The following is a 21,561-nucleotide window of genomic DNA, read 5'->3' on the forward strand; positions in this document are numbered from 1 at the left end:
TAATGATTATGCCTGAAATTTTGCTTGTCGATGATGATTTAGAACTGACAGAACTCTTAGCAGAATTACTTTTACTAGAAGGATTCAACGTAACCGTTGTCCATAACGGACAGGAAGCTCTTTCGCTTTTGACAACCCAATCTTTTGACATGATGTTGTTAGATATTATGATGCCAGTATTAAATGGTACAGAAACACTCAAACAACTGCGTAAGACTTCAAACATGCCCGTACTAATGCTGAGTGCTCGAGATGATGATATTGATCGTGTCCTTGGGTTAGAATTAGGTGCTGATGATTATTTACCTAAACCATTTAATGATCGTGAATTGGTCGCACGTATTAAAGCGATTTTACGCCGTTCTACGGCTTCGCTTACTCCACAACCAATTACACAGCCAATTAAAACAAACAATAGTCCAGAAGAACATAAAGGAAAACCACTTTCCTTTAATGGGATAGAATTACATTCAGGTCGTCAACAAGCTACTTATAACGGACGGGATTTAGAACTAACTGGAACAGAGTTTTCATTGCTCCAAATTCTTATTCAGAATCCAGGCGTCATTCTGTCTCGTGAACTATTAAATCTTGAAATTCTAGGAAAAACATTAACCCCTTATGATCGTGCTATTGATATGCATATATCTAATTTACGTAAGAAATTACCTGAGCGTGAAGATAATTTACCGTGGTTTAAGACTTTACGTGGGCGTGGCTACTTACTAGTAACAGGGAAATAATTATTTTCCCTCGCTAAATTATTACTAGCGAGGGTTCTTATTTGAGAGACTATATGCAAAAAAAATCCGTTTCCTTATTTCCATTAGTTAATAATTACCTATTTTTTCAACTTTTTTTCTACTTCAGTGGCATTTTTATTTTCGTTCTATTTCTAACTTTTTTTCTTTCTAATCTTGATGACCGAAAATTAATTCCTCTCGTTGAAAATGATATTACTTTTCTTAATAACGAAATTACTAAACTTAAACATCGCTATAACTTTGATGAGGTTTTTGAAAAAGATCTTTCCATTCACACGCCTAGTGGCTTAGAGCTGGTTTTAGTTGACCAACAAACAAATATTGTAAGCGGAATGGAACAATCTAACATTCGTCCTCTGCTTTCATTCTTATATCAAACTGAAGATAATGGTGTACCAATGGCTCGTAGCTTTGATGATTTACGTATTAATGGGCCATTTTTATTAGGCACAGAACACCGTACATATAAAGCCTACTTTCTATACCCAATTCAAGCACAAAAAGAGTGGTTAAACAACCTATATGACAACCCCATTCAAATAATTATTTTATTAATTATTTTGGTGCTTCCAACAATTTTTATCTTATCTTGGCTCATTACTCGACCATTAAACAATCTCCGAATCACTGCAAATGCTGTTGCTCGTGGTTCACTGATAATCAATCCTAAGATTGAATCTCGAGGAATTAAAGAATTTAGAGAAGTTGGTCGTAGTTTAAATTATATGATTCGTTCATTGCAAACTTTAAATAACCATCAACAACAATTACTTTCAGATATTTCACATGAACTTAAAACACCATTAGCACGCTTACAACTTGCCACTGCTATTTTAAAAAAGAAAAATGGCGAGACAAAAGAAACGGAGCGAATTGAAAATGAAATTCAGAAAATGAATAGCATGGTGCTTGATTTACTCTCACTTTCTCGCTTGGAATTAAATCAACATATTTCCCGAAAACTCTTTCCGGCTGAAGATATATGGAAAAACATATTAGAAGATACTCGCTTTGAAATCGAACAATATGGTTTAAAATTATTTATCGAAGATCAGATTAAAGATAAAGAACTTTATACATTAAATGGCAATGTCAACTTATTATCAAGTGCACTAGAAAATATTATTCGTAATGCACAAAAATATGCAAAAAATATCGTAAAAGTCCAGATATCCATTATTCAAGAGCAAGAGCAGAATCTTCTATTTATTGCAACAGATGATGATGGCGAAGGCGTACCAGATCACGAATTAGAACATATTTTCCGACCGTTCTATCGTGTTGATGAAGCACGAGCAAGACAAACAGGGGGAACGGGATTAGGCTTAACAATCGTAGCCAATGCTGTTCAACAACACCAAGGTAAAGTCAAGGCAATAAAAAGTGAGTTAGGTGGTTTACGTGTCGAAATTCGCCTACCACTCTGGATAGAATAAGCTGAACTTATTGCTTTTTTGTTAGTCGAATAAGCAAATTTTTTTCTCTTTTTGACCGCTTGTGGTAACTCACAAGCGGTTAATTTTTCCTAAATTTTTACAAACACTTATGAACGTAATCGAAATTGAACAGCTCAACAAATACTTTGGCGAAGGTGAAAACCGAGCACACATTTTAAAAGATGTGAATGTTAGTATTCAGCAAGGCGATTTTGTGGCGATTATCGGAGCCTCGGGTTCAGGTAAATCAACGCTAATGAATATTATTGGCTGCCTTGATACTGCAAGTTCTGGTATTTGTCGCATTGCAGGCAAAGAAACCAAATTAATGACTACGGATGAACTTTCAGAACTCCGCCAACGTAAATTCGGTTTTATCTTTCAACGCTACAATCTCTTGAGTTCCTTAAATGCGAATGAAAATGTTGCTCTGCCAGCGATTTATGCAGGAATGGAAAGTACTGCCCGTAAAGCACGAGCAAATCAGCTGTTAGACAAACTTGGGCTTGTAGATAAAACTGAAAATCGACCGAACCAACTTTCGGGCGGACAACAACAACGGGTCAGTATTGCCCGTGCATTGATGAATGGTGGAGAAATTATTCTTGCTGATGAACCTACGGGGGCACTGGATTCTCATAGCGGTCAAGTTGTACTTGGTATTTTGCAAAATCTACATAAAGAAGGGCATACCATTATTATGGTAACCCACGACCCGAAAATTGCCGCAACCGCAAACCGTGTGATTGAAATCAAAGATGGGCAAATTATTCGAGATGAACGCCAACAACCTTATGCCGTAGAACCGCAATCAACTCCTCCACCGCATAAAAAACCTCGCTTTTTTGATCAACTTGCTGAATCGTTCAAAATGGCAATTAATGCTATTTTCGCTCATAAATTACGTGCACTATTAACGATGTTAGGGATTGTCATTGGTATTACTTCTGTTATTTCCGTAGTGGCATTAGGGCGTGGGTCACAAGAACAGATTTTATCCAACATCAATAACCTTGGTACTAATACAATGACGATCATGAATGGTACAGGCTTTGGTGACCGACGAGCCAATCTGACTAAAAACCTTACGATTAGCGATGCAGTGATGCTAGGTAAACAGAATTTCGTGGATAGTACGACCCCTTCTAGTTCATTTAGCACAACATTGATTTATGGCAATACGAATGTAACTGGCTCCGTAAATGGCGTAGGCGAGCAATATGCCGATGTGCGAGGCATTAAAATGCACTCAGGGCGTTTTTTCAGTGAAGATGAAGTGAACGAAGCGGCTCAAGTGGTAGTGATTGATGCCAATACACAGAAAGATCTTGGATTAACTTCACCTGTTGAAGGTAAAATTATTCTGGTTGGTAAAAAGCCGCTTCGCATTATCGGCTTGGCGGAAGAGTCTAACAATATGAACCAAACCAGTCTTAAGCTCTGGACACCTTACACAACGCTAATGCAACGTATTTCTGGCGAGAAGTCTATTGACTCGCTCACTGTCAAAATTAAAGATAATGTGGAAAGTCAGACGGCTGAGAAAAGCATTACCGAGTTGCTTACAGCTAAACACGGCAAAAAAGATTTCTTTATTATGAACTCAGACACCATCAAACAAACCATTACCAGCACCACTAACACAATGACGTTACTGATTTCCTCGATTGCGTTGATTTCGCTTGTTGTGGGTGGAATCGGTGTGATGAATATAATGTTAGTTTCAGTGACCGAACGCACGAAAGAAATTGGCGTGCGGATGGCGATTGGAGCGAAACAGAGTAACATTCTGCAACAATTCTTGATTGAAGCAATGCTAATCTGCTTACTTGGTGGCGTGATTGGTATTCTTTTTGCCGTTGCCATTATCACAGCATTTAACACACTTGGCAGCGATTTTAAAATGGTGCTCTCGCCTGAATCCGTTATACTTGCCGTATTCTGCTCTACCTTAATCGGAGTAGTGTTCGGTTATATGCCAGCCAAAAACGCCTCGAAGTTAAACCCGATTACCGCGTTATCTCAAGAATAATCTGTACAAGCGGTCAAATTTGACCGCTTATTTACGATTATGAAATAACTACTCCCCCGAAATCTTCATTTTTTCAATCAAAATCGATCCAGTTTGGATATTGGAACGATGCTCCACATCATCAGCTACTGCAACAATTTTGTTAAACATCTCTTGCAATTGACCTGCGACAGTAATTTCTGCTACAGGGTATTGAATTTTACCCTTTTCTACCCAAAAACCTGCAGCCCCACGCGAATATTCGCCTGTAACAGGGTTAATTGCCGAACCTAAGAATTCAGTTAAAAGCAAGCCTGTATCCATCTCTTTTAAAAGAGTATCCAAGCCACCTTCACGGTTTGGTTTAACAAGCCAGTTGTGTATACCGCCTGCGTGCCCTGTGCTTTTTAAACCCATTTTACGAGCTGAATAGCTGGTCATTAAATAGGTTTGTAACACGCCATCAGTAATGATTTCACGGTCTTGCGTTATCACACCTTCGCTGTCAAATGCAGTTGAAGCAAGCTGACGTAAAAGATGTGGACGTTCGGAAATTTCGAACCAATCAGGTAGCACTTGTTTTCCTAAATGGTCAAGTAAAAAGCTTGATTTGCGATACAAAGCACCACCACTAATCGCCCCTGCTAAATGCCCAATTAATCCTGTTGCCACATCGTTGTAGTAAATTACAGGCACTTCACACGTTTTGATCTTTTGCGGATTAAGGCGATCAACCGCTTTAAATGCCGCTTGCTGCCCTACCCATTGCGGTGCTTGTAACTTATCAAACTCACGTGAAATGGTGTATTCATAATCACGTTCTAGCTGTTCGCCATGAGCAGCAATCACGCTACACGAAAGCGAATAACGGCTGGAAAGGTTACTTTGCAACATTCCATGCGTATTGCCATACACGCGAACGCCACTGTGTGAATTGAAAGTTGCTCCTTCGCTATTGACGATTTGTTCATCGGCATTAAGTGCTGCATTTTCGGTTTCAATCGCTAAGGCTAATGCTTGGTCTACCGATAAATCTGCTTGATGATAAAGCTCTAAATCAGGCGCATCAAATGCCATTAATTCTTTATCTGCCAAACCTGCACAATCATCTTCTGAGGTATGTTTTGCAATGGCTAAAGCAGATTCGACCGCTTGTTGAATTGATTTTGATTGTAAATCTGATGTGGAAGCATTGCCCTTACGTTTACCTAAATAGACAGAGATACCGAGTGAACCATCGTTGTTAAATTCAATATTTTCCACCTGCTTCAAACGGCTAGAAACCGAAAGTCCTGCTACTTTGGTTACGCCAACTTCGGCTTCCGCCCCTGCTTTTTTCGCAAAATTTAAGGCAAATTCGACCGCTTGACGAAGTTCTTGCTCTTGAGTTTGTAATTCTTGTTTAGTAATAAAGGACATAGTTTTACCTTATTATGAATGGAATAAGGTATATTCTACCTGAAAATTTTGATAAAATAACGCCATTTTAACTGCTCGAACGAGCGATAATGGAGAGGTAATGGCTAAAAAACGTCATAATGAGATCGACTGGACAGATGAAGAAGAGGAAATCATCTGGGTCAGTAAAAGTGAAATCAAACGGGATTCGGAACAATTGAAGAAATTAGGTGCAGAGTTAATTGAACTTAGCCCACAGAATTTAGCGAAAATTCCTCTTGATGAGGATTTAAAAGAGGCAGTTCGCCAAGCACAAAACTTCAAATTGGAAGCTCGTCGCCGTCAAATCCAATTTATCGGCAAGCTACTCCGCAACCGTGATCCTGAGCCAATTCAAGATGCATTGAATAAAGTAAAAAATCGGCACAACCAACAACAGGCATTATTACATAAACTGGAACTTGTGCGTGATCAGCTGATTGCAATGGGTGATAATGCGTTAAATCATTTAATGAACGAATATTCGCATTTAGATCGTCAACATTTACGTAACTTGATACGTATTGCTCAAAAAGAAAAAGAAACGAATAAACCGCCTAAAGCGTATCGTGATATTTACCAATACTTAAAAACTGAAATTGCGGAGGCATAATGCTTGATATTTTACCAAAACTTATTCACAGCCACGCAGGCTTTGCTTATTTAAGCCTGATTTTGCTTTTAACTCGAGGGGCGTTGAGTGCAAGAAAAGTCGACTGGCGACAATATAAAATATTAAAAATCTCCCCACATATTATCGACACCTTGTTGTTATTAAGCGGTGCAACGGTGGTTTATACTTATACTTCTGAAGGCATTTACACTTTTTCTGAATTAAGTTGGTTACTTGGAAAATTTTTATTTATTGTGCTTTATGTGATTTTTTCCACAAAAGCCTTTAAGAAAAACCAACCTTATTCCATCAAATTCTATCTGCTTTCAGTCGTGAGTTTTATGCTCGCTATGTTTATTGCAGCACATCATTAAAAGAAAGGCGTGGAAGAAAATTCACGCCTTCATCTTACAAATAAGTTTCTAAAATCTCTCTTAAAATTGCATACCCTTTCTCGTTATAATGCAATCCATCTATAGTCAAATAGCGATCCAAATTTCCCTCATTATCCAAGAACTTTCCATAAGTTGGAATAAAGGTTAAAGGTGCGGGACAATGAGCTTTGAAATAAGTATTCATTGCCTGAATGTCTGTATTAGCTACGGTTTCAATATGGTTTACTGGGGTTGCTTCTAACAAGAAATACCGTGTATTAGGCAGTGCAAACGGTTCTGTTTCTTCGATAATTTGTGAAATCCAATCCAAAACTTGCTGTGGCGAATAATTGGGTTCTTTCACAATATCGTTTACGCCCAAAAAGATAAACACTGTTTTACCTAGATGCTGAATATGTTTCGGCTTGACAATCACATCTAAATATTGTCGTGTACTCGTACCAGAAATTCCCAAATTCGCCACACTCAGCCCTTTTAATGTTAGAGTCTTCTCAAAACCTTCCCACATATCAAACAAAGAATGTCCAATTAACGTGACGTTAGCACGTTTTTCAAACTCAACTTGTTTGGTTTTATAACGATTGAAAATATCTTGATCGTTCAGCATAACTCTCTCCTGAAAAATAGGAATATACACCCAATTATTATAATGCATCTAGTGTATTGCTCTAGAACGAAATTCCAATTTTGTGAGCAGGGTCACAGTTTAGCAAATTACTTATTAAATTTTACCGCCTGTAAAAAATAAAACCCAGTCGAAACTGGGTTTTCATTAAACATGAGATCTACCAAGTAAAGCCTACTTTCACAGCCCCAAATTTCTGCGGAGCAACATCAGAGCCTTTTAGCATCCCGATATGGGTGCTGATATTCCATCTATGGAATTGGGCACTTAAGCCAACTTCATGAGTAAAATATCGTCCGAATTGTTGCTTCATTACTACATTATTTACGCTTAATGCACCATCAATCGCTAATTTACGTTGTGTTGCATCATAGTAGTTTGTTGTGAAACTTGGCGTTACTTTCACACCGTTAATATCGAAGGTTTTATCCAACAGCACGCCTACACGATAAGTAGTTAAACGCAAAGCTTTGCTGGCGATTTTCGCTTCAGAGAGATTATAAGTTACTCCAGATAAACGGTAATAACGTACACCAATAGATGGTTGTACATTTAACCAACCACTAAGATCCCAATTTGCTCCTAAGTTTCCACCTACATTAAAAATATTGCGGTGAAATACGTTATCTTTACCGTCAAATGTTACTGTATTGCGACTACGACCATAACCTAAGTCAAAACTTGCAAAAATACCGTTCTCCCAGTTACCTTTCATAAATGCATTTACTGATGTAAAACGATGTTTACCAGAAACATTCTCATTAAACTCATTATTTGCACGAGAATGAGAAAGTACTGCACCAATTTTTACATTATCTGACACATCTTGAGCAACACCAATTTGAGTGAGCGTCATTGTCTGTTTATAAGGACGATAATAATCAGAACGATAAGTCTGTTTAGTTGATTCTGTATTCATCCACACATTTGATGGATCCCCACTCGATAAATGGCGATCTAAATTACGCCCTATTTGCAATGCACCATTTACATTAGCTGAAAGTTCAGATAATGCCGTGTTTGAATAACGACTGATCAACTGTGATTGAACTGGTATGGACACTGTTCCTGATTGCGTACTTAAAAATTGTTGAATTTCTTGCTCAGTTTGGTAAGCCTTATTAAGGCTATCTAATAATGCTAATACCGACTCATTTAAGGAAGACTGTGCAATATCCGTCTTACCTTGGTTACCTTGAGCATTAGCTAATGCTTGTTGAGCCAACTCTATACGTTCAATACTTGCATCAATTTCCTCTTCAAATAAAGTAACATTACCTTCATTCGCTACTTTAGCCACTTTCCGACATATATCAGAAGATAAATTCTGAGCTTCGCAAAGCTGTTGAGCTCGAGCTATACTACTAGACAAACCAGCCTGTAAACGATTCATTTCCTCCAATACATTATCTTGGCGAGATTCAAGTGAATGCAAATCTGTTTTTGTTTGATTGACTAGATTCAATAACTTTTGAACTTCCTGTTGGCTACGTTTCTCTTGCTCACTCAAGCCACGATATTCATTGCGTTGTCTTTCTAATAAAACCTTTAATTGAGTAAATTGTTTATATAGTTTACCACGTTTAATAAAACGAATACGGGCTGTTCGATTATACTCTGAAGTAGCTTGGTTGTAGCTATTAGTCGTATTGTGAATCTCCTCTAATAGACGACTTGCACGATTCTGATCTATTTTATTCACACCTTCCGCTTGTGTATATGATCTTTGTAAACGTGCTAATTCATGCTCCTTATCTACTAAAGCTTGATGTACAACATGAAACTCACGCTGACTATTTGCTACTGACTCCGAATTACTGCCAAAATGTAATTCAGCATCACGCAGTGGATTATATAAACGGTAATCATTGTTGAAGTTAGCTAAAATATAGCGATATGCACCTAAATCCACAAAACCATTTTCCAAAGCAAAATGTGCATTTTGACGATGCTGATTAGGATGATTCAGTTTTACCAAACTTAATGGATTTACATTTTTCGGCTCTTCCCCTGTATTCTTCAGTGATAGTAAATAATTCCCAGAGGCTAATCCATTGACAACCACATTATCACTACGGCTTTCCGCTACATTTGCTAAGAAACGAAAATGTCCATTACCTGTTAATTGCCCATCCACCACCAACTGATTGAATTTCACCCATCCTTTGTAAGTAGAACTCATCTCATCATATAAACTATTGAGCGTTATCTGGCTATTAGGTGCAAGAAATAAATTTCCAACCACACTATTATTATTTAACGTCCATTCACTATGTGGTAACAAATTAACTTGTGTTTCTGCACCTACTGAATTAATACGCCCCATTAAATGAGCTTTGCCTAAACTAAACTGGCTCTGATGTTCTAATGAAACATCGCCATATATACTTGTTATAGGAATACTATTAAATGCAGCTTGAGAAATAACGGCCTTTTCTGAACATTTTGTTGTACCACTATAACTTTCTCGGATACATTCATCAGACTTACCTTGTGCAAATCCAAGTTGAATTTGAGCCTGATGGCGTGCATTAAAGTTACCTTCTAATACACTAACATTACGACTGCTCTCAAGAGTTGCATTGCCTGCCACATCAAATTCATTTGCTTTGAACTGGCGGTTAATCCAATTTCCTTCTTCAATAACTTCTTTTTTATTAAGATGGTCATAGGCGTGCGGAACAGGAACACCTGACAATAGCAATTCCCCGTTTTCTACATAAATATTACCATTAAGATTCGCTCCTCCCGTTAAAGCCCAAATACTATTTGCAACTTGAGGACGATAAGCAATTGATAATCTTCCATTATGATATTGCTGATCAGTTTCACCAAAAAATCCGCTATACGTATCTAGATGTTTTCGGGCGTTAGCTTCTGCTAATACTCTCTGAATAACCTCAGATTTATTATTTCCTAAAAATTCCCAGTCATTTGTGGTTTCCATATCCCAAGGGAAATAGGCTCTAGGATTTTTTCCTTCTTTTAAACGAAAATAATCTAATCGGTTATTCCTATGGTTATTTTTGTATTCATAAATCGCTAATGATGTCGTTGGCTGTTGCCCCCAATTTACCCATTCAATATCTTGTTGAGCAAAATTATCACGCCCAATAACGTTAATTTCGGCTGCTTGAGTACGGCTATTATTAACAATTTTTGCACCATCATCCGAATTTTGAATTCGGTGGAAAGTAAGATTATGGCCATTTACATCTAAACGTCCACCACGAAAACCGAAGTAAATATTATCAGGGTTTACTTGTTTGTCGTTCGCTAAAACTACCGTGCCGCGTCCACTAGTAATCCCCACTTGGTTAAAAGCTTGTTGCTGACCATTTAACGATTTTTGGTCAAGAACAACTGTGCCCTCACCTACACTAATATCCCCTAAATTTTTGCCTTGACCATCCACATAGAGCGTACCTGTACCGAGTTTTGACAAGCGGTCATTTTGAGGATTTTTCACACGCCAATTAACCGTTTTATTGCCATTAACCACAACTCCAGCTCCAAGCCAAGTCACATCATTACCATCAGTTCTAACTATCGCATTTTGGTTAAAATGCAAGGCACCTGCACCTTGGTTAATACTCTCTTTTAACACAAGAGTTGAACCATCACGTCCAGTAAAATGCACCGTTTTTCCATTATCTAAAGACGGGCGTTGGCGATATTCATCTTTAGACGCCACATTTACATTTGTAACAGGAATTTCGACCGCTTGATTGCCACTTTGTAAGACACTTCTGCCCGCATTTTGATTTCTCCACGAGTAAGTTGAGCCATTGAGGCTTACGGTCATTTCATCATTTTCAAATGCACGTTTAATAGAATCTGGCTGTACAATTGTATAAATATTGTTTGCACCATCATAGCCATTGAAAGTAGAAAGTACACCCGCCAATACCCAACGCTGCTCTTTAGCATCATAAGCAAGTAAAGCCGAACCACTATCACCTGGTAAGCCATAAGTACCCAACATTTCATAAAGATCACCACTAAATAATACCCAATTATCCATTGAACTATTTGGTTTAAGCGGAGTACCTCCTGTAAGATAATTATAAGCGGAAGTAAGAGATGTCTTTTCTTTACCATCTTTACTACGTAAATATTGGCGCCCAGATCCCACTCGGACAAAATACGGGTAACGCTCTTTATCTAAAAACGCACCATTTTTCGGTCCTGTTTTTCTATTGTTATCAAAAGCGATATTATTCAATGGAATTGGAGTAACTTCAGTAACCAGTTTATGCAAACGAGGGGAATGGAAGTCGTATTTATCGTGATTATTGCGATCAGTAATCAAATAATCAAAGTGATGGCTATCTGGATTATTACTATTTTCACCAAATTGCACAGAGCCATAGCCACTATTGTGTTTAACACTAGCGATATATTGAGGATTAAACAAGGTTGCTACACCACTTACTCGGCTAGCTACGTGTAAATCTGGCATTGGTAAATTCGGTAACATGGTACCTACTGATTTACCTTGTTTATCCAAGATAGGAATATTTTTTGCGCCGACAAAGAATTGTCCTTTATTCTCAGCAAAATCGCGGAAATATTGATAGTCCACATCATTGCGAACCATTGAGGCTTGCATTCCTGCACACATCACAGCAACATTTAACGCAATAAAAGTTGGACGAAAAATGTTTGATTTAGACATAAGAAAACCCTCAGAATCTGGTTATTACTGAGGGTGATTGTAAGGTTATTGTAAAGATTTGTCAATTTTCTCGAACAAATCACGGGCTAGATTATCTAACCCTTTTAAGCGCTCCAACCCTCGTTTCATTAAGGTTTGACGCTGCCCATCATAACGAGAAAGTTTAATTAATGGTTCAATTAAACGTGATGCAACTTGCGGATTGCTCTCATTTAATTTAATCAACACGTCCACTAAGAAACGATAACCTGAACCATCAATGTTGTGGAAGGCTTTAGGATTCTGGCTAGCAAATACTCCCACGACTGCACGCACACGGTTTGGATTGTTAAAATTGAAACTTCTATGATTTAACAAGCCTTGAACGACATTCAATACATCTTCATCAGGACGAGTCGCTTGCAGAGCAAACCATTTATCCATGACTAGGCCATCTTGATACCATTTCGCCTCAAAATCAGCTAACAATTCATCTCGGCACTCTAATTCTGCTTTGGTTGCAGCGGAAAGTGCCGCAAGCGTATCAGTCATATTATTCGCTTGATCGTAGTGAGTTTTAACCAATTTCTCACCCAAATCGGTAAAGGCAAGGTAAGACAAGCAAACATTACGCAACGCACGTTTTGCAATATCTTGTTCGCAAACGCGATATGTACCGCATTTATTCGCATTGTAAAGTTTGTATAAACGGTCTTCAAAATAAGCCGCAATTGACTCAATGAGGAACTCACGTACTTTCGCAATACCCACAGGATCAATCGTGTCGAATAACTCGGCAAAATCGGTTTCTTTCGGCATCGTCAACATTAATGCGGTAAGCTGCGGATCTTTCACATTATCAAGTAACATCTCAATCGCAGAGCCAAACTCGTGTGAGAATTGCATCATTCCGCCTTGTTGCAAGCGGGTTAAATTCTCTTTTAATTCGCCATTAAAGAGCGATTGAATCGCATCCCAACGGACAAAATCATTTTCCGCAAATTTCAATAAACTAATCAATTGAGATTTGCTATAGCTGAAATCTAACTTCACAGGGGCAGAGAAATCGCACAATAACGCCGGCACTGGCTTCGTTTTCACGCCAAAAAACTCAAATGTTTGTTGGCTTTCAGTCACATTTAACATATCCGACATTTCCGCGGCTTCGCTTCTTAGCGGTAAATTTTGACCGCTTGTCGGATCAATCAATGCCACTTTAAGCGGAATATGCAAGCTGAGTTTTTCGACTTGGTCTGCTGTTGCTGGCGTATGTTGGCTTACGTGTAAGCGATAAACTTGACGAGCTTCATCATATTCATCGGTTACCGTTAAAATTGGCGTACCTGATTGGCTATACCAGCGGCGGAATTGGGCTAAATCCACGCCAGAAGCACGTTCCATTGCGGAAACAAAATCTTCACAAGTCGCTGCTGTGCCATCGTTTTCTGCCACATAAAGTTGCATTCCTTTTTGGAATTTCTCTTCACCTAAAAGCGTATGAATCATTCGAATCACTTCCGCCCCCTTCTCGTAAACGGTCACCGTGTAGAAGTTGTTCATCTCAATCACTTTTTCAGGGCGAATTGGGTGTGCCATCGGGCTCGCATCTTCGGCAAATTGTACGGTACGTAACAAACGCACATCTTCAATACGTTTTGCAGAGCGAGACCACAAGTCAGAGGTAAATTCTTGATCGCGGAATACGGTTAAGCCCTCTTTTAAACTTAACTGGAACCAATCTCGACAAGTAATGCGGTTACCCGTCCAATTATGGAAATATTCGTGTGCGATCACACTTTCGACATTGGTGTAATCTTCATCAGTTGCAGTTTCTGGTTTTGCCAATACGAACTTAGAGTTAAAGACATTCAAGCCCTTATTCTCCATTGCACCCATATTGAAGAAATCAACTGCGACAATCATATAAATATCCAAATCGTATTCTAAACCGAAACGATCTTCGTCCCATTTCATCGCACGTTTTAAGCTCTCCATTGCCCAACCTGCACGGTCTAAGTTACCCTTATCAACATAGATCTCAAGTGCCACTTCACGCCCGCTTTTCGTGATGAATTTATCTTGCAATAAATCAAAATCACCTGCCACCAACGCAAACAGATAGCTTGGTTTGAAGAACGGATCTTCCCACTCTACCCAATGGCGACCGTCCGCTAATTTACCTTGTGCAATGCGGTTACCGTTCGAAAGTAAGAACGGATATTTTTCCTTGCTAGCAGTAATCTTTGTACGATATTTTGCAAGGACGTCTGGTCTGTCTAGCATATAAGTAATTTGACGGAAACCTTCTGCTTCGCACTGCGTACAAATTCCATCGCCCGACTGATACAAGCCCTGCAATGAGGTGTTTTGTGCAGGATTTAAGGCAGTTTCAATTTGCAATTGGAATTTATCCGCTTGCTCTGCTACATTCACCGTCAATGATTCCTCATCTCGTTCAAACTCAACGTGTTCTTGCCCATTCAGTTTTAACGAGAGAAAATCAAAACTATGCCCATCTAATTTCAGATGAGTCGCCCCTTCAGTTTTACGCTCAACATTGAGTACAGAAGTTACAAATGTTCTGTCTGCATCAAGTTGAATGTCTAAATAAATCTCCGTGATCGTGAAATCAGGAGCACGATAGTCCTTACGGAATTTTGCTTTTGGTTGCATATATTGTCCTTTCATTTATTAAATCAACCACTTACTCTTCATATAGATTGAGATCACTCTCATTCAGTCGTGTTTTAAACCGACGGTGCAACCACATATATTGTTCGATTGCATTGAGAATTTCGCCTTCTACTACTTTATTCATTTTAGTTGCAGTTTGAACATCATCTTCACAATCTGAAAAATCAACTGCTGGGCTGATTTTTACAGTATAACCCGAAAAATCCTCATTTCGTATTGGCGAAAATGGCACAACCTTTGTTTGTGGAGCAGATTTTAAAAGCATTCTTGTTCCTGCTGTCGTGCAAGCTTCTTTTACCGCAAAAAAGGGAACAAATACGCTGTTTTTTCGACCGTAATCGTGATCTGGAGCATACCAAATGGTTTCTCCAGCTTTTAATGCTTTAATCATTCCACGTAAATCGCTACGATTGAGCATTGCTTTATTTGAGCGAATTCTACCGCGAAATTGGAGCCAATCGAGTAACAGATTATCATTAGGGCGATAAACACCTATCCCTTGATGATGTAATCCAACAATTCTTGCGCCTAGTTCAAGTGTTAAAAAATGCACGCCGACGAAAAGAATCCCTGTATCTTTAGGTACATTTTTTAAATGCTCAATGCCTTCCACTTTAGACCATTTTAAAATACGTTTATCTGACCAGAACCACGCCATTCCTGTTTCAATAATAGCCATTCCGACAGATTCAATGTTTTTCGCTAAAATTTGTTCAATTTGCTCTTGAGAATAATCAGGAAAACACAATTCAAGATTACGTTTAGCGATACAAATACGGCGTTTTCCAAAGCTAAATTTGGAAAATAGTTTGCCTAATCCTTTACCTAAAAATACCAATACGGGGTAAGGCAGCACTAAAATAAGCTTAAAAATACCAAGCCCAAACCATAAGCCCCAATATCGAGGTTTTAAGAAAGCAGACTGAAAAGGAGGAAGTTGTTTGTTTTCTATCATAGATTATGTATGTTGATTTCTGTAGTGCTAAATTATAGCCAAAAGACAATAAAAAATGTTAAGTTGATCACAAATTTGAAATTTAATGAAAAATTATTCTTGAAAGGTTGGAGCAAAAGGCATATTTTAAAACCATCAAGAACAACTAAACTAACGAAGAGGAAAACGTTATGTCACTCAATATCTCTAGCAAACAAATGGACATTACCCCTGCAATCCGTACTCATATTGAGGAGCGTTTAGCGAAATTCGATAAATTTCAACTCCAATTGATTAACCCACATTTCATTATTATTAAACAGCCTAATAGCTATGAAGTGGATGCAACCATTGGTTCGCCTCTAGGTGATTTAGTTGCTAAAGCAGAAAATGAAGATCTGTATAATGCAATCAATGATCTTGCGAAAAAATTAGAAGCTCAGCTCATTAAATTAAAAGAGAAAAAAGAGCACTAATCTTTAATCGATAAAATAAAATACAAAAGCCAAGTGGCAAAACAAAATGCCATTTGGCTTTTTTTTTGTATCTTTACTCTGGTAAAAATAACGGCCCTAGTGCAGTTTTAGGAATACCAAAATGCTCAGGATAATTCACATCGACCAAATATAAACCTTCTGCTTTTGCCGTTGGTGCAGCTAACTTGCGATCTTTTTGTTCAAGCAACCACTTAATCCATTCGACAGGCTGAGCCCCTTTACCCACCTCAATCAAACTGCCCACAATATTACGCACCATATGATGCACAAAAGCATTCGCTTGAATATCCACGATAATATAATTTCCCATTCGAGATACATTGAGATGATGAATATTTCGCCAAGGCGTATGTGACTGACATTTGGCTGCACGGAAAGACGAAAAATCATTTTCACCCAATAAAAATTGCCCAGCTTCATGCATTTTTTCGTGCTCAAGGTCACAGTGATAATGGGAAACACCGTGCGGTAAAATCGCAGAACGTAGTTTGCAACTTAAGATAATATAACGATAACGACGAGCAGTTGCACTAAAACGTGCGTGAAAATTTTCAGGCACATCCACCGCCCACTTCACCGAAATATCATCAGGCAGATGTGCATTTGTACCGAAACACCAACTTTCTAAAGGACGTTGCACCTCAGTTTCGAAATGCACGACTTGCCCCGTACCGTGTACGCCAGAGTCTGTCCTTCCCGCACAAAACACTTCGATCGGAGAATTAGCAATAACGGATAACGCCTCTTCTAGTTTTTGTTGTACGCTTAATACACTCTCTTGACGCTGCCAACCAAAATATTGACTGCCGTCATACTCAATCCCTAACGCGATTTTCATTTGAATTTATTTTTTAATTAATGTTAAAAATTCTTTACGAACATCACGATCGTCTAAGAAAACGCCACCAAAAGCCGATGTTACTGTATAACTATTCGTATCTTTCACACCACGACATTTCACGCAGAAATGGGTTGCTTTTACATACACCGCAACATCTTCGGTTTCCAAAATCGTCTGAAAAGCAGTTAAAATCTGCTCAGTAAAACGCTCTTGCACTTGCGGACGTTGTGCAAAAAATTGCACCACACGATTGATTTTTGATAACCCGATCACCCATTTTTTCGGATAATATGCCACAGCCACTTTACCATCAATGGTCACAAAATGGTGTTCACAGGTAGAAGTCAAAGTAATATCATCCACCAATACCATTTCGCTTACCTTCATACGGTTCTCAATGTTAGTAATTTTCGGGAAAGTAGCATAATCCAAGCCGCTGAAAATTTCATCAACATACATTTTCGCTAAACGATTTGGCGTTTCCTCAAGGCTATCATCTTGCAAATCTAACCCTAGCAATTCCAATACTGAACGCATATGCACTTGAATTTCAGCACGACGGCTGTCTTTATCTTTGGTGTGTGGCACAGTGGGCGTTTCAATGCCTTTGGCAAGCAATGCATTACGCACTTTCTGTGCTTCGTCTGAAAGACCTAAAATAGGTGAGATCGTTGTCATTTGGTTTCCTCTCAATTTAAGGCGGGAATTTTAACAAATTGACATCGAAAAAAATAGCTCTAAAATCTAGGGAATTGATTTAATAGCCTTATTCTTCCTATGTTTTACTACCGTTTTAATGCAAACCTTGTTCCAAAACATCAAGAAAAGTTACTTGAACAACTTTTCACTTGCAAAAATTTTGAAAAATCTGACCGCTTACTCGGTTTTTCAAAAGGGCGAGGCATTACGTGGTTTTTAAATACTCAAGCGGAATTAGGAGTAAACAGCGTTTTACGCCATTATCGAAGAGGGGGATTATTTGGCAAAATGATCAAAGATCACTACTTTTTCAACGGCATTGAACACACACGAGCTTTTCAAGAATTTAACTTGCTAGAAAAAATGCACACTTGGGGACTTCCTGTTCCACGCCCAATTGCTATTCAAATTGAGAAAAAGTATTGCTGTTACCGTGCCGATATTATGATCGAAAAAGTTGAAAATACGCGTGATTTAAGCCAGATTTTACGAAATAGAACACTAACTGATGAACAATATCAGCAAATCGGAAAACTTATCCGACAACTGCACAATCATCAAGTGCACCATACAGATCTTAATATTCACAATATTTTACAAGATACAAGCGGTCAATTTTGGCTTATCGATTTTGACAAGTGCTATATTCAACAAGGCGATAGCTGGAAAAAACACAATTTAGACCGCTTGTTAAGATCGTTTCACAAAGAGCAAAACCGACTAAATATTCACTTTAGTGAACAGAATTGGCAGGCTTTGATGAATGGGTATCAAAAAGCATAAAAGATAGATACCCCATCTTTTACTCTCTACTAATAGAAAATCCATATAGCTAATTTATACATTATTGGAGCAAAAATAGAAGAAAGTACACCGCAGGCCACTAGTGCAATTGAGCTATAACTCCCTGTTTTTACACTGTATTCCATACAACGCCCCGTACCTAATGCGTGGGAAACTGATCCCATCGTTAAACCGATTGCACGTACATTTCGTACGCCCAACCAATGTAAAATAGAGAAACCAAAAACAGAACCCAATAAACCTGCAATCATTACACCCACAGCAGTAATCGCAGAGCTTCCGCCAATTTGTCCTGCAATCGCAATCGCAATCGGTGTTGAAACGGATTTAGGAATAATAGTCGCTAAAATATCTTGATGTGCCCCCAGAATTACAGCAAAGAATACACCTGTGAACATTGCGACAAAGGTACTAAAAAGTAATACTGCCATAATAGGCTTCCATTTTTTGCGAATTTGTGGGAGCTGTTCATAAAAGGGTAAAGCTAAAGCAACAACCGAAACACCAAGTAAATTATTTAGCGGGAAATTACCTTGATAGTAAGAATGATAGGGAATATCCCAAAAATAGAGCAATGCCACCACAATCACCAACGCAATCAGGAATGGATTTAGCACGCTAGAACGCAATTTTCTGCTGATTTGTTGCCCTGCAAGAAAAGCAAAAATGGTTAGGAGAGAAAAGAGATAAATCATAGCTGCCCCTATTTATATCGATGGAACATTTTTTGTGCGAATAAACCGATTAACACTAACGATAAGGTAGTGCTAAGGATATTAGCGAGCAAGAATGAGACTGCGTGCGAATATAACACATCCACGTGTTCAATAATTTCTGCACAGACAGGGATGAAAAACACGGTCATATAACGCGTTAATGGACGAGCACTCGGCGTAACCCACTCCACTTTAACCACACCAATCACAAGGCAAGCGAAGAGTAATAACATTCCCCAGATGCTATCTGAAATACCTATTGGAATTAAGTAGGCAATCAGCTTCCCTAGATAAAGCATTCCAAAGAGCAAAGCAAGTGAGAGTAAAAGGCGAATGACTTTAAAAATCACAGTTCCTCCTAAAAACAAGCGGTATCATTTCACTTACTTTTTGCAAATCACAATCGAATTTTTTTATGATTTGTAAAAAATAAGCCAAATTATACCGCTTTAGAAGTAAGAAAATTTGATTTAGCTTAAGGTTTTTTCAAAAAATCTACCACTTTCCCTAAATCCCTTGTGCGTTTTGAGGGCGGTAAACTCTTGAGGAAGGTTGCACCATAGTTACGCATTACCAAACGGTTATCGCAAATAATCACCACACCGCGGTCAGTAACATCGCGAATCAATCGCCCAACCCCCTGTTTTAAGGTAATAACTGCTTCTGGAATTTGAATATCGTTAAACGGATCACCACCTTGCAAGCGGCAATCTTCCATTCTTGCTTTAAATAATGGTTCATCAGGCGAGGTAAACGGCAGTTTGTCAATAATCACCAGTGACAAATCATCGCCTCGCACATCAATGCCTTCCCAGAAACTTTGAGTAGCCACCAGCACAGAGTGCTCTTCTTTGACAAATTTCTCAAGCAGTTTTGCTTTGCTAGTTTCGCCTTGCAGTAATACATTCAGGTTGGTATGCTCACGCAAATAATCGGCAAACCCTCGCATCATATAATAAGAAGTGCAAAGTAAAAAACAACGCCCTTTGTTGGCTTCAATCACAGGCTTAAGCATTTCACCAAGCGTTGTGAGCGTATGCGATTTATTACTATCAGGTAGATAACGAGGCACGCAAAGCAGAGATTGTTTTTCATAATCAAACGGGCTTTGCAACACCAGTTGTTCTGCATTTGAAATACCTAAACGATAGCAAAAATGATCGAAACTTTCGCCAACTTCAAGCGTTGCAGAAGTAAAAACCCAGCCCGATTGCAATGTTTTCATCTGTTCGCTGAATTTATCCGCCACTGTTAATGGAGTAATATGTAAGCCAAATGAACGCCCATTAGCCTCATACCAGTAGCAATAGCCTGTTACTGTAGTATCGCCAAATTTTTTGAGCAAATTTTTCACTTCGGCAAGGCGCTCAAAAATTTTATCGAGCATTTCTGAACGACCAAGCGATTTTTTGATGACTTCACTCAAGAAATCGATATTTTCACTAATTTTGGTTAGACCATTTACCACTTTTTGATCGGTAAAGAGTTCACGTAAATTGCCACGCACTTGCCCATCTGTTCCCATTAAGAGACGAAAATCTTGTACCGTTTTCTGCAAATGATCGGCTGCTTTACCAAGCTGTGATAAATCTTTTAACTCCGAGCGGTAAACGATGTTGCAATCTTTGCAAAGATCAAACAGCAAACGGGACGTTAGCGATTGCCCAAAATATTGGCTGGCAATATCAGGCAGCTGATGGGCTTCATCAAAAATCACCAACTCAGCTTCAGGAATCAACTCACCAAAGCCTGTTTCTTTCACTGCCATATCCGCACAAAAAAGGTGATGATTGACAACTACAATATCCGCATCCATCGCTTTTTTACGTGCTTGTACCACGTGGCAATCTTTATAATTCGGGCAGTCTGAACCTAAACAGCTTTCTGTTGTGCTGACCAATTGCGGTAAAATCGGGCTATCTTCGGCAATCGTCGTACATTCACTTAAGTCGCCCGTTTTAGTGGATTGATGCCATTTTCGCACTTTTGAAAGATCATTAAGCACCGAACGATCGCCTGCCACCCCCATCGCAATCAGCTGATCTAAACGTTCTAAACAGAGGTAATTCGCGCGCCCTTTAAGTAAGGCGACCTTGCCTTTATATTTCAAAGCTTTTTGAATGGTTGGCAAATCGCGATTAAACAGCTGATCTTGTAAGTTTTTTGAGCCTGTGGAAACAATCGTTTTCTTGCCCGAAAGCAAGGCAGGCACTAAATAGGCAAAGGTTTTTCCTGTGCCTGTCCCAGCCTCTACCACCGCAGGAGTTGCAAATTTTACTGCTCTTCCGACCGCTTGTGCCATTTCAAGCTGGACAGCCCGTGGGCGAAAGCCTTGAATATTGGTGCTTAACCAGCCATCTTTACTGAAAGCATGGTCAATTTTGTCTGTGTATTTCATCGTATTTATCTAGATCACAAAAGGGCGTGTTCAACACGCC

Annotated in this window: 17 protein-coding genes; 7 read left to right on the forward strand and 10 right to left on the reverse strand. The window is 38.8% G+C overall.

All coding sequences use genetic code 11. The features are described 5' to 3' along the window. Nucleotides 1-8 precede the first annotated feature (8 nt). The 3 genes from QMF79_RS03045 to QMF79_RS03055 all read left to right on the forward strand — a co-directional run bounded on the left by QMF79_RS03045 (nt 9) and on the right by QMF79_RS03055 (nt 4,232). Nucleotides 9-743, forward strand: coding sequence for a response regulator (locus QMF79_RS03045; protein WP_281772744.1), 735 nt, complete (start codon nt 9-11; stop codon nt 741-743). Between the two features lie 53 nt (nt 744-796). Further along, a complete protein-coding gene (gene cpxA / locus QMF79_RS03050; RefSeq protein WP_281772721.1) occupies nt 797-2,200 on the forward strand; it encodes an envelope stress sensor histidine kinase CpxA in 1,404 nt (467 codons plus the stop codon). A 109-nt stretch (nt 2,201-2,309) separates the two neighbouring features. Continuing rightward, a complete protein-coding gene (locus QMF79_RS03055) occupies nt 2,310-4,232 on the forward strand; it encodes a MacB family efflux pump subunit (protein WP_281772722.1) in 1,923 nt (640 codons plus the stop codon). Between the two features lie 48 nt (nt 4,233-4,280). Here the strand turns inward: QMF79_RS03055 and pmbA are convergent, their stop codons facing one another. Then, nucleotides 4,281-5,630, reverse strand: a complete 1,350-nt coding sequence (pmbA, locus tag QMF79_RS03060) for a metalloprotease PmbA (RefSeq protein WP_281772723.1) — start codon at nt 5,628-5,630, stop codon at nt 4,281-4,283. A 100-nt stretch (nt 5,631-5,730) separates the two neighbouring features. On the opposite strand from pmbA, the gene yjgA reads away from it, so the two are divergent. Next, the gene (yjgA, locus tag QMF79_RS03065; protein WP_119222897.1) at nt 5,731-6,261 is read left to right on the forward strand and encodes a ribosome biogenesis factor YjgA; all 531 of its coding nucleotides are present in this window, start codon (nt 5,731-5,733) and stop codon (nt 6,259-6,261) included. After that, the gene (locus QMF79_RS03070) at nt 6,261-6,635 is read left to right on the forward strand and encodes a SirB2 family protein (RefSeq protein ID WP_005705519.1); all 375 of its coding nucleotides are present in this window, start codon (nt 6,261-6,263) and stop codon (nt 6,633-6,635) included. The genes yjgA and QMF79_RS03070 overlap by 1 nt, the downstream gene beginning before the upstream one ends. A gap of 34 nt (nt 6,636-6,669) precedes the next feature. Here QMF79_RS03070 and QMF79_RS03075 read toward each other — a convergent pair whose 3' ends face one another. From QMF79_RS03075 to QMF79_RS03090, 4 genes are all read right to left on the reverse strand, one after another. Beyond that, the gene (locus QMF79_RS03075; RefSeq protein WP_281772724.1) at nt 6,670-7,263 is read right to left on the reverse strand and encodes an SGNH/GDSL hydrolase family protein; all 594 of its coding nucleotides are present in this window, start codon (nt 7,261-7,263) and stop codon (nt 6,670-6,672) included. Between the two features lie 178 nt (nt 7,264-7,441). After that, nucleotides 7,442-11,959 (reverse strand): S6 family peptidase, encoded by a 4,518-nt coding sequence (locus QMF79_RS03080; protein ID WP_281772725.1) that lies wholly within the window; start codon nt 11,957-11,959, stop codon nt 7,442-7,444. 45 nt (nt 11,960-12,004) lie between these two features. Beyond that, nucleotides 12,005-14,611 (reverse strand): aminopeptidase N, encoded by a 2,607-nt coding sequence (pepN, locus tag QMF79_RS03085; RefSeq protein ID WP_281772726.1) that lies wholly within the window; start codon nt 14,609-14,611, stop codon nt 12,005-12,007. A 31-nt stretch (nt 14,612-14,642) separates the two neighbouring features. Next, complete coding sequence (locus tag QMF79_RS03090) at nt 14,643-15,587, reverse strand: Kdo(2)-lipid IV(A) acyltransferase (protein WP_281772727.1); 945 nt, start codon at nt 15,585-15,587, stop codon at nt 14,643-14,645. A gap of 170 nt (nt 15,588-15,757) precedes the next feature. On the opposite strand from QMF79_RS03090, the gene hpf reads away from it, so the two are divergent. After that, nucleotides 15,758-16,042 (forward strand): ribosome hibernation-promoting factor, HPF/YfiA family, encoded by a 285-nt coding sequence (gene hpf / locus QMF79_RS03095; RefSeq protein ID WP_005708841.1) that lies wholly within the window; start codon nt 15,758-15,760, stop codon nt 16,040-16,042. 73 nt (nt 16,043-16,115) lie between these two features. Here the strand turns inward: hpf and truA are convergent, their stop codons facing one another. Together truA and folE are read right to left on the reverse strand one after the other, a co-directional pair. Continuing rightward, nucleotides 16,116-16,901, reverse strand: coding sequence for a tRNA pseudouridine(38-40) synthase TruA (gene truA, locus QMF79_RS03100; protein ID WP_281772728.1), 786 nt, complete (start codon nt 16,899-16,901; stop codon nt 16,116-16,118). A 6-nt stretch (nt 16,902-16,907) separates the two neighbouring features. Next, the gene (folE, locus tag QMF79_RS03105) at nt 16,908-17,582 is read right to left on the reverse strand and encodes a GTP cyclohydrolase I FolE (protein ID WP_425591878.1); all 675 of its coding nucleotides are present in this window, start codon (nt 17,580-17,582) and stop codon (nt 16,908-16,910) included. 99 nt (nt 17,583-17,681) lie between these two features. On the opposite strand from folE, the gene QMF79_RS03110 reads away from it, so the two are divergent. Beyond that, complete coding sequence (locus tag QMF79_RS03110; protein ID WP_281772729.1) at nt 17,682-18,386, forward strand: 3-deoxy-D-manno-octulosonic acid kinase; 705 nt, start codon at nt 17,682-17,684, stop codon at nt 18,384-18,386. Between the two features lie 29 nt (nt 18,387-18,415). On the opposite strand, the gene QMF79_RS03115 is transcribed toward QMF79_RS03110, so the two are convergent. From QMF79_RS03115 to QMF79_RS03125, 3 genes are all read right to left on the reverse strand, one after another. Next, a complete protein-coding gene (locus QMF79_RS03115) occupies nt 18,416-19,102 on the reverse strand; it encodes an LrgB family protein (RefSeq protein ID WP_281772730.1) in 687 nt (228 codons plus the stop codon). An 8-nt stretch (nt 19,103-19,110) separates the two neighbouring features. Next, nucleotides 19,111-19,422, reverse strand: a complete 312-nt coding sequence (locus QMF79_RS03120) for a CidA/LrgA family protein (RefSeq protein ID WP_370447475.1) — start codon at nt 19,420-19,422, stop codon at nt 19,111-19,113. Nucleotides 19,423-19,598: 176 nt separating this feature from the next. After that, nucleotides 19,599-21,521 carry an ATP-dependent DNA helicase gene (locus tag QMF79_RS03125; RefSeq protein WP_281772731.1) on the reverse strand — a complete coding sequence of 641 codons (1,923 nt, stop codon included), beginning with the start codon at nt 21,519-21,521 and terminating at the stop codon, nt 19,599-19,601. Nucleotides 21,522-21,561: the final 40 nt, after the last annotated feature.

It is taken from the genome of Pseudohaemophilus parahaemolyticus (assembly GCF_938021905.1).
Taxonomy (GTDB): Bacteria; Pseudomonadota; Gammaproteobacteria; order Enterobacterales; family Pasteurellaceae; genus Haemophilus_A; species Haemophilus_A parahaemolyticus_B.

What these genes read in the sequence shown, in the direction of transcription:
- QMF79_RS03045 (WP_281772744.1), top strand. Translation starts at nt 9, where the DNA reads ATGCCTGAAATTTTGCTTGTCGATGATGATTTAGAACTGACAGAACTC.
- cpxA (WP_281772721.1), top strand. Translation starts at nt 797, where the DNA reads ATGCAAAAAAAATCCGTTTCCTTATTTCCATTAGTTAATAATTACCTA.
- QMF79_RS03055 (WP_281772722.1), top strand. Translation starts at nt 2,310, where the DNA reads ATGAACGTAATCGAAATTGAACAGCTCAACAAATACTTTGGCGAAGGT.
- pmbA (WP_281772723.1), bottom strand. Translation starts at nt 5,630, where the DNA reads ATGTCCTTTATTACTAAACAAGAATTACAAACTCAAGAGCAAGAACTT.
- yjgA (WP_119222897.1), top strand. Translation starts at nt 5,731, where the DNA reads ATGGCTAAAAAACGTCATAATGAGATCGACTGGACAGATGAAGAAGAG.
- QMF79_RS03070 (WP_005705519.1), top strand. Translation starts at nt 6,261, where the DNA reads ATGCTTGATATTTTACCAAAACTTATTCACAGCCACGCAGGCTTTGCT.
- QMF79_RS03075 (WP_281772724.1), bottom strand. Translation starts at nt 7,263, where the DNA reads ATGCTGAACGATCAAGATATTTTCAATCGTTATAAAACCAAACAAGTT.
- QMF79_RS03080 (WP_281772725.1), bottom strand. Translation starts at nt 11,959, where the DNA reads ATGTCTAAATCAAACATTTTTCGTCCAACTTTTATTGCGTTAAATGTT.
- pepN (WP_281772726.1), bottom strand. Translation starts at nt 14,611, where the DNA reads ATGCAACCAAAAGCAAAATTCCGTAAGGACTATCGTGCTCCTGATTTC.
- QMF79_RS03090 (WP_281772727.1), bottom strand. Translation starts at nt 15,587, where the DNA reads ATGATAGAAAACAAACAACTTCCTCCTTTTCAGTCTGCTTTCTTAAAA.
- hpf (WP_005708841.1), top strand. Translation starts at nt 15,758, where the DNA reads ATGTCACTCAATATCTCTAGCAAACAAATGGACATTACCCCTGCAATC.
- truA (WP_281772728.1), bottom strand. Translation starts at nt 16,901, where the DNA reads ATGAAAATCGCGTTAGGGATTGAGTATGACGGCAGTCAATATTTTGGT.
- folE (WP_425591878.1), bottom strand. Translation starts at nt 17,582, where the DNA reads ATGACAACGATCTCACCTATTTTAGGTCTTTCAGACGAAGCACAGAAA.
- QMF79_RS03110 (WP_281772729.1), top strand. Translation starts at nt 17,682, where the DNA reads ATGTTTTACTACCGTTTTAATGCAAACCTTGTTCCAAAACATCAAGAA.
- QMF79_RS03115 (WP_281772730.1), bottom strand. Translation starts at nt 19,102, where the DNA reads ATGATTTATCTCTTTTCTCTCCTAACCATTTTTGCTTTTCTTGCAGGG.
- QMF79_RS03120 (WP_370447475.1), bottom strand. Translation starts at nt 19,422, where the DNA reads ATGCTTTATCTAGGGAAGCTGATTGCCTACTTAATTCCAATAGGTATT.
- QMF79_RS03125 (WP_281772731.1), bottom strand. Translation starts at nt 21,521, where the DNA reads ATGAAATACACAGACAAAATTGACCATGCTTTCAGTAAAGATGGCTGG.